Source organism: Myxococcus sp. AS-1-15 (assembly GCF_020037055.1).
GTDB classification, from domain to species: Bacteria; Myxococcota; Myxococcia; order Myxococcales; family Myxococcaceae; genus Myxococcus; species Myxococcus fulvus.
Map to the genome: position 1 here is coordinate 66409 of NZ_JAIQDF010000001.1, position 15386 is coordinate 81794.

Genomic DNA, 15386 nt, shown 5'->3' on the forward strand with positions numbered 1-15386 from the left:
ATTCTCGCGGCGACCCTCCATCGGGTTCAATGGGTGCGACGGGTCTGCGCCGTGCCGGTGGCGCGCGAGCCCTCGGAGGCCGGGGTGTCGCGCAGGGCGTGGACGGCCTCGACGATGTGCGTCGCGTCGATGCCCGCCGCGGCGAGCAGCTCCTCGGGCTTGCCGGAGCCGGGCAGCTTGCGCACCGCGAGGCGCTTCACGCGGGGCAAGGGCTCGGTTCCGTCCGAGAAGGCCTCCAGCACCGCGTCCGCGAGCCCGCCTTCGGCCCAGTGGTCCTCGACGACGAGGAGCCTACCCTGGGTCTCCTTCGCGGCCTGCCGCAGCGTCTTCACGTCCACGGGCTTCACCGAGTACAGGTCGATGACGCGCACGGACACGCCCGCGTCCTGCAAGCGCGCGTGGGCCTCCAGCGCTTCATGCAGCGTAATCCCGGCGGCCACAATGGTGACGACGTCCCGGTCGGAGCGTCGGAGCACCTTGCTGCCGCCGATGGGGAACTCCTCGGTGGGCGCGTAGAGCACGGGCGTCTTGGCGCGCGTGGTGCGCAGGTAGCTGATGCCGCGCAGGTCCACCAGGGCGGCCATCAGTCGGGCCGTCTGGTTGGCGTCGCTCGGGTAGAGCACGGTGCTGCCGGCGACGGCGCGCATCATCGCCAGGTCCTCCAGCCCCATCTGCGAGGGACCGTCCTCGCCGATGGACACGCCCGCGTGGCTGCCGCACACGTGCAAGGTCGCGTTGGACACGGCGGCCATGCGCAGCTGGTCATATGCGCGCGACAGGAAGGCGGCGAAGGTGCTGACGAAGACGCGCTTGCCCAGCACCGCCATGCCCACGCCGCTGGACACCATGTTCTGCTCGGCGATGTACATCTCGAAGTACCGGTCCGGGTGCGCCTTGCGCAGCTCCTCCGAGTACGTGGAGTTGGACACCTCCGCGTCCAGCGCGACCAGGTCCGGGTAGGCATCCCCCAGCGCCGCGAGCGCGTCGCCGTACACCTTGCGCGTGGCGACCTTCTCGTCCGTGGCGTAGGTGGGCAGCTTCAGCGGCCCGGCGGCGGGCTTCGCGGTGGGCTTCGTCACCTCCGGCTTCCTCACGTCGAAGCGCAGGTTCCGCTCGCCGCCGAGCTCCTGGATGGCCTCGCGCGCCTTGTCCTCGGGCAGGGGCTTTCCGTGCCAGTGCTCATGGTTGGCGATGAGCGAGTAGCCATGGCCCTTCTCCGTCTTGAAGACGAGGCACGTGGGCCTGCCCTTCGTGGCCTGGGCCTCGGCCAGCGCGCGGTCGATGGCGCCCAGGTCATGTCCGTCCACGGCCAGCGCATGCCAGCCGAATGCACGCGCGCGGGCGACATAGGCCTCGCCGTTCCAGCCCAGCTCCGTCTCGCCGCTCTGGCCCAGGCGGTTCATGTCGATGAGCGCGCACAGGGTGTCGAGCTTGTAGTGTGCGGCCTTGTCGAACGCCTCCCAGACCGAGCCCTCCGCCGTCTCGCTGTCGCCCATCATCACGTACGTGCGGAAGCGGCGCTGGTCCAGGCGCGCGGTGAGCGCCATGCCCACGCCGATGGCCAGTCCCTGGCCGAGCGAGCCGGTGGCCACGTCCACCAGCGGCAGCACATGCGGGTTGGGGTGTCCCTCCAGGCGACTGCCGAACTGGCGCAGGGTCAGGAGCTCCGCGTCGTCGATGGCGCCCGCCGCCTTGAACGCGGCGTAGAGGACCGGGCAGGCGTGGCCCTTGGAGAGCACGAAGCGGTCATTGTCCGGGGCGTGCGGGTGCTGGAAGTCGAAGCGCAGGTACTTCTGGAACAGCACCGCGACGATGTCCGCCGCGGACATGGACGAGCTCGGATGTCCGGAGCCCGCCGCCGTCGTCGCGCGGATGCTGTCGACCCGCAGCTGCGCCGCGAGCCCTGCCAGTGTGTCTGCCATCGTCTCTCTCCAGGCTGGGGGACCTCCGTAGGGTGTTGATGGCGGGGCCTCGGGTGAAGCGGCGCGGGCGCGCGCGGGGAGAGGGCGGACGAGGGGCCTCTCCTCGCAGGGCAACCCGACGAGGGGGCTCCCGTGTGCAGGCCCGCTCACGCTCCGGCGCGCGTGGGCAGATTCAGAGCCAGGGGTGTGAACCGCCATGAATCCACTGCGTCAGCTCGAGGAATTCGGCCAGGCCGTCTGGGTGGACAACCTCCAGCGGAGCTACATCACCCAGGGGACGCTCCAGAAGCTCATCACCGAGGATGGGCTCAAGGGGCTGACCTCCAACCCCACCATCTTCCAGAAGGCGGTGTCGGGCAGCGAGGACTACGAGGACCTCTTCCAGGCCGCGCGGGGCCAGGGGCGCTCGGCGGGTGACGTCTACGAGCAGCTCGCCGTGCGCGACGTGCAGGGCGCCGCCGACATCCTGCGCTCCGTCTACGACGCGCTGAAGGGGAAGGATGGTTACGCCTCGCTCGAGGTCTCCCCGCGGCTCGCGAACGACACGAAGGCCACGCTCGACGAGGCGCGCAGGCTCTGGAAGACGCTGGACCGGCCCAACGTGATGATCAAGGTCCCCGGGACGGAAGCCGGGGTGCCCGCCATCGAGCAGCTCACGGCGGAGGGGCTGAACGTCAACGTGACGCTCCTGTTCAGCCAGGAGCGCTACCGGCAGGTCACCCACGCGTACCTGACGGGCCTGGAGCGCTTCGCCAAGGCGGGCGGAGACTTGAGCAAGGTGTCCAGCGTGGCCTCGTTCTTCGTCAGTCGCATCGACGTCGCGGTGGACAAGGAGATTCAGCAGCGATTGAAGGCGGGCGTCACCGCGGAGCAGCGCAAGGTGCTGGAGTCGCTGCACGGCAAGGTGGCCATCGCCAACGCGAAGCTCGCCTATCGCATCTACCAGGAGGTCTTCAGCAGCCCGCGCTGGAAGGCGCTCTCGGCGAAGGGCGCCAAGGTGCAGCGGGTGCTGTGGGCGAGCACCAGCACGAAGGACCCGAAGCTGCGGGACGTGCTCTACATCGAGGAGCTGATTGGCCCGGACACCGTGAACACGATGCCGCCGGCCACCATCGACGCCTTCAGGGACCACGGCAAGGTGCGCACCACGCTGCTGGAGGACCTGGCGGGCGCGAAGGAGACGTTGCGTCAGCTGGAGGCCGGGGGCGTGTCGATGAAGAGCGTCACCGAGCGGCTGGCCGTGGACGGCGTGCGGCTCTTCGAGGAGTCTTTCGACGCGCTCCTGAAGGCGGTGGAGGCGCAGCTGAAGAAGTCTTAGGCGGCGCAGTGTGCGGACCCTCCATGTCTCTGGCATGGTGCCGCGGACATGCGACGACTCCTCCTGGCCTGGTTGTGCTGCTGCGTCCCGTCCCTCGTCCTCGCGCAGTCGGTGGTGAAGGAGGAGTGGGTCGTCACCACGGACATGTGGGGCAACGCCCTGCACCAGGGGCTCACGCTGGAGCGCTCGGGGAAGAAGCTGTCCGGCACGTTCGACGGTGACGCGCTGGAGGGCGAGCGCACGGGCAACGAGGTCCGCTTCAACGTCACCGACTCACGGCAGGCGCGCTACGTCTACACGGGCAAGGTGCGGGGAGACCGGCTGGAGGGAACGGCGGACGTGCCGGACACGAACGACAAGAAGGCGCGGGTGAAGCGGGCCTTCACGGCGCGCCGGATTCCGGAGCGGCCTTCAGGCCCACCGCGTCGGCATGAGTTCACGCCGACGTCGTGGTCCAACGAGTTCTCGGCGGACCGGGCGCCGGTGCTGACGCTGTGGTCCGGGGACACGGTGAAGACGACGACGCTCGACTCCGGTGGCATGGATGAGCACGGTGTCTCACGCGCGCTGTATGGCAATCCGCAGACGGGGCCGTTCTTCATCGCGGATGCGCGGCCGGGGGACATGCTGGCGGTCCACTTGAAGCGCCTGCGATTGAACCGGCGCAGCGCGGACAGCCTGGACAGCATCGTCGGGCGGGCCATGACGCCGTTGTTGGCGTCGAAGGCGACGGAGCTGGGCAAGCCCGTGCGCTGGACGTTGGATTGGGAGAAGGGCGTGGCGCGGCCGGAGTCGCCCACGGAGAAGCTGAAGGACTTCACGGTGCCGCTGCGGCCGATGCTGGGCGGGCTGGCGGTGGCGCCGGGCTTCGGCTCGCCCCCTGTCTCCACGGGAGACACGGGGCGCTTCGGTGGGAACATGGACTTCAACGAGGTGGTGGAGGGCAACACCGTGTACCTGCCCGTGTTCCAGCCGGGAGCGCTGCTCTACGTGGGGGACGCGCACGCGGGGCAGGGGGATGGCGAGACGTCTCAGTTCGCGCTGGAGACGTCGATGGAGGTGGAGCTGACGGTGGAGGTCATCCGCGGCAAGGCGCCGTCGATGCCGCGAGTGGAGTCGCCCACGCACCTGATGGTGTTGGGACAGGCGGGCTCGCTCGACGATGCGCTGCGCCAGGCGACGAGCGGGCTGACGCAGTGGCTGGCGCAGGACTACGGGCTGTCGCTCTCGGAGAGCGCGCAGGTGATGGGCACGAGCGTGCAGTACGTCGTCGCCAACCTCGCGGGGCGCAGCGTCGGTGTCGCGGCGAAGCTGGACAAGGCCCGGCTGGCGCCGCTGCGGCCCTCGGGGAGATAAGCCCCCTCGCGTCGTCGGTCCTTACTCCCAACTGCTCCCGTTCCACGTCCGGGTGACATTCACCGTGGACGCCCCCGTGGTCTCCACCCACCTGAGCACGGGGCGCTCCTGCACATCCCAGCTCAGCACGGGCTGGGACGCGACGGAGTCCTGCGCGTCATTCACGTTGAGCACCCCGCCCAGCGCATGCCACGCCTGTCCATCCCAGCGCGACGCGCGCAGCTCCACGTTGCTGAAGTGGGGCGACGCCTTCTTCAGCCACGCGACGGTGGGAAAGCCCCGCTCGTCCAGCGCCAGCGTGAACGTGTTGACCGCGCTCCCCGGCGGCCCACCCAGCCGCAGGTCCACCGGACCGACTCCGTCCCCGAGCTTGCGGTACACCGTGTTGTTGAGCACCGGCCCCGAGCGCTTCACATACACGCGGTAGACATCCTCCGCGTAGTTCGTGTTCACCTCCAGCGTCTCACCCGTGTCCCCAATCCACGCCACGACGCACCCGTCGAACCCCTGGTCCGAGTAGTACGCCTGGAGCACCTGCGGCGTCAGGTAGTCCTTGTAGAGGTCGCAGTAGGGGAGGTTCGACCCCGCGTCCCGGATGGCCTGCAACGTCAGCCCCACGCGGGGCGGCAACGCAGTGAGCGCCTGTGACGACGAAGCCGCGTCACCCGACGGTGACACGGCGTCCTCTTCCGCGTAGCCCGCGAACAACCCCGCGCACACCACCGCCGTCAACAAACCCCGAGCCTTCCTGCCTGGGACGAATCGCATGTGAGCCACTCCTGTGGGAGGTGAAGCGGCCCAAAGCTAGGCATGCGAGTCTTTCACGGCCGTCGAGTCCGCCATGTCTGTTCAACGGCGGACCCGACTCATGTCAGGGAAAGAAGAACGAACGGTCGCAAGCGAGACTGCCTCCCGCGCGATACAGCATGTCTTGGTAGACGATGGTGTTGTTGATGGAAAACGCGCTCGTCACCGACGCCACGGTGACGCCGCCTCGCACCAGCCGGAAGCGCGGCGTGCCCTGCTGCAGCGGCACCCGGAACGATTGGATGCCCGCCGCCACGTCCCTGCGCTGAACGACGCCCGCGAACTCGATTTCGAGCGTCCCGGGCGCGGTGAGGAAGGCGAGCAGCTCGACCTCGTTCGCGGCCGCAGCCCCGCCCCGCAGCTCGTAGGGCGCGCGCTGCTGCGTCAGGTCCGGCGCGGCGCTCGTCGAGTGCACGCGGTGGAAGTAGTAGAGCGCGTCCCGGGCGATGGTCGGCTGGACGCCCGTCTTGAACCAGGCGGTGTAATACGCCGTCAAATCGAACGCCGCCCACTGCGTGCCGGACGAGGGCGAAATCTCCGTCGCCTCCGAGTAGTCGTTCCAGGTGATGAGCTGCACCCAGTCCGCGCCGCCCTGGATGGCCGCGTCCCACAGCGCCCGGTACGCCTGGGAGTTGTTCGCCTCCGTGTAGACGAGGTCCTTGGGCCGCGAGTCCTGCACGGCCACGGGCGCCATCCACTGGAGCCCCATCCCGTGCGCGGTGCCCACGTTGGTGCGCTGTCCCGCCGCGCTACCGAGCGTTCGGTTCCCCCACGTGGACGTCCCATGCAGCGGCACCACCGCCTGGAGCGTGTTCGTCGCCGCCACCCAGGGGCGCACGTACACGGGCCACAGCGCGGAGGGGATGCCCCGCGCCTGGAGCGCCTGCAGCACCGACGCCCACCACTGCGGCGTGCGGTTGTCCGCCATGTACGGCGAGAGCAAAAGCCGCCCGTCCGGCAGGTGATACACCGCCGGGTGCGAGGCCACCGAGCCGATGGAGCTCACGAACGCCGACAGCGCCTCCGCGTCCGTGCCCGAGTACGTGGAGCTCATGTCCGGCATGAGCACGATTCGAAAGCCGCTGTCCACGTTGCTCGCCGCCTGGAGCAGCTTCAGCAGCCGGTTCCAGTGCGTGCCGGTGTGGTTGAGGATGTCATACGTGAAGCCATCCAGCCCCAGCGCCGCCGCGCGCCGCACCTCCACCTCGAAGTTCGCCAGCTCGTAGTCCACGCCCGAGGCGCGCGGGGCCTGGGGCAGGGGGCGCTGCTTGAGCAGCCCGCCGCAGTACGCGAACTTGGAGTTCTCCCCGGTGGGCTGCAGGTAGTTGCGCGCGTAGTAGTCGACCGAGGGCTCCCGGTTGTCGAGCGAGAGCGGGTAGGGCGAGAAGTAGTGCGCGAACACCTTCTTCGGCGACGCGCGCAGCGTGCTCAGCGCCGGCAGGTTCAGCGCGAAGCACGGCGTGGCCGGGGCGTCCTCCACCTCGGCCGTGAGCGACGCATCGAAGCTCAGGTCCGACGAGTTCAGCGTGGACTGGTGCACCTCCACCGCCACCACGTTGGTGCCCGCCACCAGCGCGGTGCTGGGGATGCTCGCGGTGTGCCACGCCTGCTCGGCGCTGTCGGCGATGACGGTGCTCGCCAAGGTCGACGCCGTCACCGTGCCCGAGGGCAGGTTGCTGCGCAGCACCTCCTGGCCATTCAGGTAGACGATGGCGCCGTCATCGCGCAGCAGCCGCAGCACCACGTTGCTCACCCGCGCCGGGTCCGCGACGGTGAAGGCCCGGCGGAACCACGTCGTCACGTGGCGCGAGCTGGTGCTCGGGCCGTAGGCGACGACGGTGGCCTCGTCCCCGTCGCCGTACCCCAGCTGCGCGGGCCCCTGGGCCCACGACGTGTCCGCGTAGCCCACCGACGTCCAGCCCGCGCCCGGGTCCACGCCCGTGTCGCGGTAGCGCCAGGTGCTCCCCGCGGCGATGAAGGTGACGGCCTGGAGCGCCCGCGCCTCGGCCGTGTCGCCAGGGGGCTCCGAGACAGGCTCGGAGGTGGTGGGGCCACAGGCGCTCAACCAGGGAACGAGCACGGCGAGCCAGCGCGCTCGGCGGGAGGGAATCCGATTCATGGGGGCGTCTTCCGAGGGGGTGAGGGAAAGACAGGCAGACAGCCCGTCCTCTTGTAACACGCGAAAGGCGGTGAATCCGAGACAAACTCGGCGATGGCTGTGTATTGCGCCGTTGTCGCCAAATTCCACCCGCCAGCCGGCGTATCAGCACATCCCATTTTCGGGCACCCTTCCCCCGGATGTGGGAAGGCGGAGGTGTGTCCCACGGGGGGCTCCCAGTGGAGAGCCCGTGGCACCCGCCTTGCTGTCGGGACCGAGTCGCTGGTTCAGCTTGGGAGATTGGCATGACGGGCCTGGTCCAGGAGTTCCGCCTCGCGCTGCGCAGGTTGCGCGGCTCGCCGGGGTTCACGCTGGTGGCGGTGTTGACGCTGGCGCTCGGCATCGGCGCCAACAGCGCCATCTTCAGCGTCGTGGACGCGGTGCTGCTGCGGCCCCTGCCCATGGCGGAGTCCGAGCGGCTCGTGCGGCTGTACAGCTCGGACGGCTCGCCGGGTGACTCGCCGTCGTCGGGGCCGGACTTCGTGGACTTCCGCGAGCGCACCCGCTCCTTCTCCGGGATGACGGCGGTGCGCAGCGGCGAGCAGAGCCTGGCCAGCGACGGGGCGGCGCCGGAGCGGCTGCGCGGCACCACCAGCACCGCGGACTTCTTCGACGTGCTGGGCGCGCGGGTGGCGCTGGGCCGGGCCTTCCGTCCGGAGGACGAGCAGCCGGGGCAGGAGCGGGTGGTGGTGCTCGGCCATGCGCTGTGGAAGCGCCGCTTCAACGCGGACCCGGAGGTGCTGGGCCGCTCGCTGTGGCTGGGCGGTGAGCGGCACACGGTGGTGGGTGTGGCGAGCGAGGGCTTCAGCTTCCCGCTGGAGACGCAGCTGTGGGTGCCCTTCGTGTGGGACGAGTCGCTCACCGGGGCCACGATGCGCGCCACCCACAGCCTGCGCGTCTACGCGCGGCTCAAGCCGGGCGTCACGCTGGAGGCGGCCCGCGCGGACGTGGCCGCGGTGGCCCAGGCGCTCGCGGTGGCCTACCCGGATTCGAACGGCGGGTACCGCGCCACGCTGGTACCGCTGCGCGAGGCGCTGCTGGGCAATGTCCGTCCCGCGCTCCTGTTCCTGCTGGGCGCGGTGGGGCTGGTGCTGCTCATCGCGTGCGCCAACCTCGCCAACCTGCTGCTCGCCCGCGCGGTGAGTCGTCGGGGGGAGCTGTCCGTGCGCATGGCGCTGGGGGCCAGCCGGGGCCGCATCCTGCGCCAGCTGCTGGTGGAGAGCGGCGTGCTGGCGGCGATGGGGGCGGGGCTCGGGGTGCTCCTGGCCGGGTGGCTCCTGGATGTCCTGGTGAGCCTGTCCCCGCAGGACATCCCCGGGCTGGCCCAGGTGGCCATCGACGCGCGTGTCGTCGCCTTCACGTGCGGACTGGGGCTCGTCACCGCGCTGCTGTTCGGCCTGTTGCCCGCGCTCCAGGCCTCCCGCGAGAGTCCGGCGGTGAGCCTGCGCGAGGTGGGCGCCAAGGGCGGCACGCGCGGTGGTGCTCGCGCGCGTCACCTGCTCATCGTCGGCGAGACGGCGCTGGCGGTGGTGCTGCTCGTGTGTGGAGGGCTGCTGCTCAAGGGCTTCCACCGCCTCTCCGACGTGGACCCCGGCTTCCGTCCGGACGGGGTGCTCAGCTTCGAGCTGGACCTGCCGGAGAGCGCCTACGGCTGGGCGTCGACGCGGAACCAGCGCTTCTACGACGCGCTGCTGGAGCGGCTGCGCGCGCTGCCGGGCGTGCAGGCCGCGGGGGCCGCGCTGGGCGTGCCGCTGGACGGCCGCTACATGGTGACGGGGATGTGGGACTCGGCGCGGCCGGAGCCCGGGCCGGGACAGAGCTGGGGCGTGCAGGTGGGCGTCATCACCCCCGGCTACTCGGAGGCGCTCGGCCTGCGGCTGGTGTCGGGCCGGTGGCTGACGTCCGCGGATGGCCTGGGCGAGGGGCAGCGCGCGCTGCTCATCAGCGAGGAGGCCGCGCGGCGCTACTGGCCCGGGGAGAGCCCGCTGGGGCGCACGGTGGAGATGGGCATCAACTTCGGCCTGGGCCGCTTCGGCGGACAGGTGGTGGGCGTGGTGGGGGACACGCGCAACAACGGGCTGGAGAAGGCCTCCTTCCCCCAGGTGTACGTGCCCTTCTCCCAGGCGCTGTACGGGAAGATGACGGTGGTGGTGCGCACGAAGGACGCGCCGCTCTCGCTGATGGCCCAGGTGCGCGAGGAGGTGCGCGCCCTGGACGCGAGCCTGCCGCTGGGCAGCGTGCGCACCCTCGAGGACCTGATGGGCGAGGCGCTGTCACGGCCGCGCTTCTACATGCTGGTGACGACGGGCTTCGCGCTCCTCGCGCTGCTGCTCGCGGCGGTGGGCCTGTCGGGTGTCATCGCCCACGCGGTGAGCCACCGCACGCGGGAGTTCGGCATCCGCATGGCGCTGGGCGCGCGCGGCGTGGAGCTCATGCGGCTGGTGCTGGGACAGTACCTGCGGCTGACGCTGGTGGGGCTCGGCGTGGGGCTCGGGCTGGCGCTCGTCGTCAGCCGGCTGTTGGAGGGGCTGGTGTACGGCGTCGCCCCGTGGGACCCCGTGACGTATGGCGCGGTGGCGGTGCTGCTCGTCGCCGTGGCGCTCCTGGCCAGCTGGGTGCCCGCGCGGCGCGCCACGCGGGTGGACCCCATCATCGCGCTCCGTCAGGAGTGAGCGCCCGTCCGGCCGCCTGCCTTGGGGCGGGCCGGCCGACACGGGCCTGTGTCCCGGGTTGTCCTCTCCGGAACAGTCTCCAGCTTTCAGGAACCATCCTTTCCCAAGGAGACTTCCATGAAGCTTCCACTGATGGCGGCCGTGGCCGCACTGACGTTCTGGGGTTGTTCCAGCCACTCGGCGAGCACGCGGGCGGACAGCCCCTCGGGCTCCAGCGTCCCGAGCGCCACGGGTGGTTCGGGCTCGGTGGACGCGGCCGAGCAGGAGCGTCAGGCGCGCGAGGATGAGCGCGACGCGAACGAGAGCCCGGGTGAGGCCGCGGACGTGGTGGACAACGAGCGCCGGGACCGGGGCGGGGCGCCGACCATCTACGACAACGAGGCCACGGGTGGCTCCGGTACGGACACCCAGGTGACGACGCCGGACGGCGAGAAGTGGGACGTCATGGAGGAGCCGGGTGGCTCCGAGCCGCGTGACTCGACCGAGGGCACGGGTGGCTCGGGCGTGGACGCGGCGGACGGCACGGACGGCAGCCTCGATGACGACCCGGCTCCCACGGGCGCCGAGGAGAGCCAGTAGTCCCTCGAAGGCGGCCTGAGGCCTTCCGCGCCGGTGCGCCCCGGCGCGGAAGCGCGGTCTCCCTCTAGAAGATGGAGTCCTTGTCGGTGAGGTTGTAGACCTCCTGCACGCCGCGCAGCAGCTGGGGGAAGTCCAGCTCCAGGTCCCTCAGCAGGCCGGTGCGCATGTCGAACACCCAGCCGTGCACGGTGGGGAAGCCCTTCTCCACGTACGAGCGCTGCACCGCGGCCGTCTTGATGACGCTGATGCACTGCTCGGTGACGTTGAGCTCCACCAGCCGTGCATAGCGCGCCTCGACGTCCTCGAGCGCGTCCAGCTCCGCCTTGTGCAGGCGGTAGACGTCGCGCACGTTGCGCAGCCACGGGTTGAGGATGCCCAGGTCCTTGGGCTGCATGGCGGCCCGCACGCCCCCGCAGCCGTAGTGGCCGCAGACGATGATGCGCTTCACCGACAGCTGGCGCACGGCGTAGTTGATGACCGACATCACGTTCAGGTCGACGTTGTTGATGAGGTTCGCGACGTTGCGATGGACGAAGACGTCCCCGGGCTCCACGCCCATGATTTCATTGGCGGGCACCCGGCTGTCGGAGCAGCCGATGTAGAGGTACTCGGGGCTCTGTTCCGCGGACAGTCGTTCGAAGTACTGCGGGTCGTCCTTCGTCTTGGCGGCGGACCAGCGGCGGTTGTTCTCGAAAAGCTGTTCGTAGGAGGGCACGAATCGGTGGCATCCCTCCATGGGCTCCCCCGCGTCAACGGGGAAGTGCGCTCGGAGGGTGACAGCGTCAGCGGGCGAGCTGAATGGGCCGGGAGGTGGAGGTCCGGAGCTGACGCATGTCGACCAGGATGTCGTAGGCCCGCGCCTTGGGGAGTACCGGCCCCGCGTCGAAGCGGTAGCTGGCGCGCACGTCGGGGAAGCGCTCCCGGGCCGCCAGGGCGAAGAGCTCCTTGGCCACCCACTCCGTGTCGACGGACACCGAGCCGAACTCGTCCAGGTAGCGCTGGGGCGCGGAGGAGTCCGTCTGTCGGGCGGTGAGCACGAAGACGCGCGGCGTGCGCGTGGGGACGAGCGCGGCGGCCCCCTGGCGCATCAGCTCCAGCTCCCGCAGCTGGGGCCAGGCGAACAGCTCCAGCGACTGTTGATGCGCGAGCAGTCCGCTCACCGCGACGAGCAGCGCCAGCGCCGCGCCGGCCACGCGCGGCCCGTGTCGGGGCCAGTGCTCGCCCAGCTTCACCACGCCCGCGAAGAAGAACACGCTCCACACCCCCGCGAGCGCGAAGAGCGTGCGGTAGGTGGGCCAGCGCTCACCCGCGAGCAGGCTGGCGCAGTACGCGACGCCGGACAGCCCCACCAGCGCCAGGAGCCACGCGGCCACGCCCGTGCGCCCCGCGCGCCGCCACTCGACGACGAGCGTCAGCAGGAGCAGGCCCAGCGTCACGCCCACCATGGGCCAGTAGCCCCACGCGGGCGTTGTGTCCGTGTCGTCGATGGCCGTCAGCGCCAGGGCGTTGGGCAGCACCTGGGTGACGAACCACGCCGCCTTGTCCAGCAGGTGTCGCTCCAGCGCCATGCGCGGCGAGGGGGTGAACAGCCCCACCGCGAAGCTCACGCGCGTGACGACGTACGCCAGCCCCAGCCCCACGCCCAGCACGGACACGTGGCCCAGGAGCCAGCGGGCCGGAGCGCGCACGTCCTCGTGTCGCCGCGTCACCAGCACCGCCGCGAGCAGCACCGCGTAGAACGGACCACTGGCCTGGTAGATGAGCGTCGACGCCGCCAGCGCCAGCGCGCCGCCCACCAGGAGCAGCCGTCCGCGGACGCCGCCGAGCCACGCGCCAGCTGGCCCGATGGCCTGTCTCGTCAGCGCGAAGGCCCCCGCGCTCGCGAGCAGGGCCACCGCCTGCGGCCAGCAGATGCTCCAGTTGGCGACGACCTGCGCGGACGGAATCAGCGGGATGAACGCGGCCAGCAGCGCGGCGGGGACCTGCTTCCAGCCCTCGGCGCGCAAGAGCAGGTAGAGCACCACGGCGAGCAGTCCCAGTCCGAGCACCGCCAGGGCCCGCAGGCCGCGCAGCCCGTCCAGGTCCTCGGCCGCGCGCGTGGTGCGCTCCAGCATCCAGCCATACAGCGGACGGCCCATGGCGCCGCAGACGCGCAGAATCTTCCCGGGCTCCTCGCGCGCCTCGCGCAGGATGGCGTAGTCGTCCCTCAGGCCGTAGCGCAGCGAGACGGCGCTTCCGTAGACGACCCAGGGAAGCAGCAAGAGCAGGGCGGCCGTACCCCAAGCCCGGAAGAAACCTGTCGTGAAGCGTGTCCGCAGGGGAGAACCTCTGAAGGCCGACACCCTAGCAGAGTCGTATGACGCGTCTCGGTATGCGTGGAAACGAGGCTGTCCACGCCCAGGCCACATGGCCATCCGGACGCACGAGCAGTCCGTCCACGCCCCGCAGCGCGGCTGTGTCGGCGGAAGTCTCCAGCGCCAGGGCATTGACGCGGGGGCGCCAGCCAGGTGCGGGCTCCCAGTCCGAGGACGGCGCGGCGGCGGGTGTCGCGTGCAGCCACAGCCAGTGGCCGTCATGGAGGCCGGAGTAGAGCGAGCGCTGGCCTCCGTCGGCGAGTCGCAGCGTCCAGTCCGGGAGCCTGCGTCCCGTCCAGCCCGGCAGGGTGCTCGGTGAAGGCGCGGGGATGGGTGCACCAGCGAAGGCGACGTCCAGTCCGCCGAGCTGTTCGGCGAGCCGCTGGTTGATGGCGGGCAGGCGCAAGAGGCCGTTCATCAGCTCGCGCAGCGCGAGGACCTCCGGGGTGAAGCCCATGAGCGCGGACTGGGCCTGGGTGTTGCTCAGGAGCGACTGCCCCACCGGATGTCTCTCCTGGTGGTAGCTGTCCAGCAGCGTGGGCGGCGCGCCCTCGCGCAGCACGGCGGCCAGCTTCCAGCCCAGGTTCATCGCGTCCTGCAGGCCCACGTTGAGCCCCTGTCCACCGGCCGGGTAGTGCATGTGCGCCGCGTCTCCGGCGAGCAGCACGCGGCCTCGCCGGTAGTGCTCCGCCAGCCGCGTCTCGTCGCCGAAGCGCGACAGCCACCGGGGCTCCTTCATGCCGAAGTCGGAGCCGGCCACGCGCGTGAGGCTCTCACGCAGCTCCTCCAGGGACAGCGGCTCGCGTGGCGAGGTGCGCTCGCGCCGGGCGTCGGTGACGATGGCGCGGTACTGGCCCTGGCCCAGGGGCACGATGACGGCGTTGCCGCGCGCGTTGGTGAGCGCGAGGAACGGCGTGGAGGGAGGGTGCTCCAGCGTGACGTCGCCCAGCATCGACGTGCGCGTGGAGTCCGTCCCCGGAAAGCCGATGCCCGCCAGCTGTCGCACGACGCTGCGCGCGCCGTCCGCCCCCACGGCGTAGCGGGCGCGGCAGCGGAACGCCGTCCCCTGGACGCTCCCCGCGAGCACCACGCCCTCCTCGTCCTCGTGCAAGGACTCCACGACGTGGCCTCGGCGGATGTCCACCCCCAGCCCGCGCGCGTGCTCCGCCAGCAGGGCCTCGGTGAGCGCCTGGGGCAGGAACAGCGTGTAGCGGAACGTCGTGTCGAGCCCGGAGAAGTCCAGCCGCGTGTCCAGCAGGCCGAAGTGCCCGGTGGGCAGGGGACGCCCGCGCTCCAGGAAGGGCGCCTCCAGCCCCCGCAGCGCCAGCACCTCCAGGGAGCGCGGATGCATCGTCAGGGCGCGTGACTCCCGCACCGGCGCCTCCCTTCGCTCCAGGACGCACACCTCCACGCCCGCGAGCGCCAGCTCGGCCGCCAGCATCAACCCGGTGGGGCCACCTCCGACGATGGCCACCTCGACGTCCAGCTCCATGACCTGCCTCCTCATCACGAATCTAACGTTGTTAGTTTTCATCTAACGGCGTTAGATTGGGCCGTCAACACGAGGTGGCACGGGCGCATGCGCATCCAGAAGGAGCAGGTGGTCCAGGCGGCGTGGGCGCTGGTGGATGAGGTGGGTGTGGAGGGGCTGACGATGCGCTCGTTGGCGCAGGCGCTCTCCATCCAGGCGCCGTCGCTCTATTGGCATTTCCCCAGCAAGCAGTCGCTGCTGGAGACGATGGCGGACGCGCTGCTGGCGGACGTGGCGGTGGAGCGCCCGACGGGGAGGAGCTGGGAGGTGGTGGTGAAGGCCGTCGCGGGGGAGCTGCGGCGCGCGTTCCTGAGCCACCGGGACGCGGCCCGGGTGTTCGCGGGCACCGTCGTCGCGACGGAGAACACCTTCCGCGTCAGCGAGTGGCTGATGGAGGCGCTGACGCAGGCGGGGCTGTCCTCCAAGGAGGCGGGGTGGACCACCTTCACGCTGCTCGACTACGTCCTCGGGTTCACCATCGAGGAGCAGTCGTTGGGCACGCGCGACGCCCAGGCGCCCCCGGTGGCCGAGCAGATGCGGGCCCTGGCCACGCCGCGCTTCCCCCACGTGGCCCGGGCGGTGGAGGCCCTGGTGGACCCCGACTTCGACGCGCGCTTCACGTTCGGCCTGGAGCTGCTCCTGGCCGGCGTGCGTGCTCGTAGACCCGCGCGCGCGCGGTGACCAGGCGA

At 70.8% G+C, this 15386-nt stretch carries 11 protein-coding genes; 5 read left to right on the forward strand and 6 right to left on the reverse strand.

Annotated features, from left to right (window positions below):
• Positions 1 to 26 precede the first annotated feature (26 nt).
• Positions 27 to 1922 carry a transketolase gene (locus tag K8625_RS00295; RefSeq protein WP_255665399.1) on the reverse strand — a complete coding sequence of 632 codons (1896 nt, stop codon included), beginning with the start codon at positions 1920 to 1922 and terminating at the stop codon, positions 27 to 29.
• Between the two features lie 196 nt (positions 1923 to 2118).
• Between K8625_RS00295 and tal the strand changes: the two genes are divergently transcribed.
• Positions 2119 to 3240: a transaldolase gene (gene tal / locus K8625_RS00300; protein WP_223751347.1), complete on the forward strand. Its 1122-nt coding sequence runs from the start codon at positions 2119 to 2121 to the stop codon at positions 3238 to 3240.
• A 48-nt stretch (positions 3241 to 3288) separates the two neighbouring features.
• Positions 3289 to 4596 carry an acetamidase/formamidase family protein gene (locus K8625_RS00305; RefSeq protein ID WP_223751348.1) on the forward strand — a complete coding sequence of 436 codons (1308 nt, stop codon included), beginning with the start codon at positions 3289 to 3291 and terminating at the stop codon, positions 4594 to 4596.
• A 21-nt stretch (positions 4597 to 4617) separates the two neighbouring features.
• Here K8625_RS00305 and K8625_RS00310 read toward each other — a convergent pair whose 3' ends face one another.
• Positions 4618 to 5364: a hypothetical protein gene (locus tag K8625_RS00310; protein ID WP_223781515.1), complete on the reverse strand. Its 747-nt coding sequence runs from the start codon at positions 5362 to 5364 to the stop codon at positions 4618 to 4620.
• A gap of 103 nt (positions 5365 to 5467) precedes the next feature.
• Complete coding sequence (locus K8625_RS00315; protein ID WP_223781516.1) at positions 5468 to 7522, reverse strand: glycoside hydrolase family 71 protein; 2055 nt, start codon at positions 7520 to 7522, stop codon at positions 5468 to 5470.
• A 284-nt stretch (positions 7523 to 7806) separates the two neighbouring features.
• Here K8625_RS00315 and K8625_RS00320 point away from each other — a divergent pair, with 284 nt between their 5' ends.
• Both K8625_RS00320 and K8625_RS00325 read left to right on the forward strand, forming a co-directional pair.
• Positions 7807 to 10233: an ABC transporter permease gene (locus K8625_RS00320; protein WP_223781517.1), complete on the forward strand. Its 2427-nt coding sequence runs from the start codon at positions 7807 to 7809 to the stop codon at positions 10231 to 10233.
• Between the two features lie 117 nt (positions 10234 to 10350).
• On the forward strand, positions 10351 to 10812 hold the full coding sequence (locus tag K8625_RS00325; protein WP_223781518.1) for a hypothetical protein: 462 nt from the start codon (positions 10351 to 10353) through the stop codon (positions 10810 to 10812).
• 64 nt (positions 10813 to 10876) lie between these two features.
• On the opposite strand, the gene K8625_RS00330 is transcribed toward K8625_RS00325, so the two are convergent.
• From K8625_RS00330 to K8625_RS00340, 3 genes are all read right to left on the reverse strand, one after another.
• Positions 10877 to 11527, reverse strand: coding sequence for a carbonic anhydrase (locus K8625_RS00330; RefSeq protein ID WP_223751354.1), 651 nt, complete (start codon positions 11525 to 11527; stop codon positions 10877 to 10879).
• 67 nt (positions 11528 to 11594) lie between these two features.
• Positions 11595 to 13073, reverse strand: a complete 1479-nt coding sequence (locus tag K8625_RS00335; RefSeq protein WP_223781519.1) for a glucosyltransferase domain-containing protein — start codon at positions 13071 to 13073, stop codon at positions 11595 to 11597.
• Positions 13074 to 13155: 82 nt separating this feature from the next.
• Positions 13156 to 14658 (reverse strand): FAD-dependent monooxygenase, encoded by a 1503-nt coding sequence (locus K8625_RS00340; RefSeq protein ID WP_223781520.1) that lies wholly within the window; start codon positions 14656 to 14658, stop codon positions 13156 to 13158.
• Between the two features lie 87 nt (positions 14659 to 14745).
• Here K8625_RS00340 and K8625_RS00345 point away from each other — a divergent pair, with 87 nt between their 5' ends.
• Positions 14746 to 15378 carry a TetR/AcrR family transcriptional regulator C-terminal domain-containing protein gene (locus K8625_RS00345; protein WP_223781521.1) on the forward strand — a complete coding sequence of 211 codons (633 nt, stop codon included), beginning with the start codon at positions 14746 to 14748 and terminating at the stop codon, positions 15376 to 15378.
• The last annotated feature ends 8 nt before the right edge of the window (positions 15379 to 15386 follow it).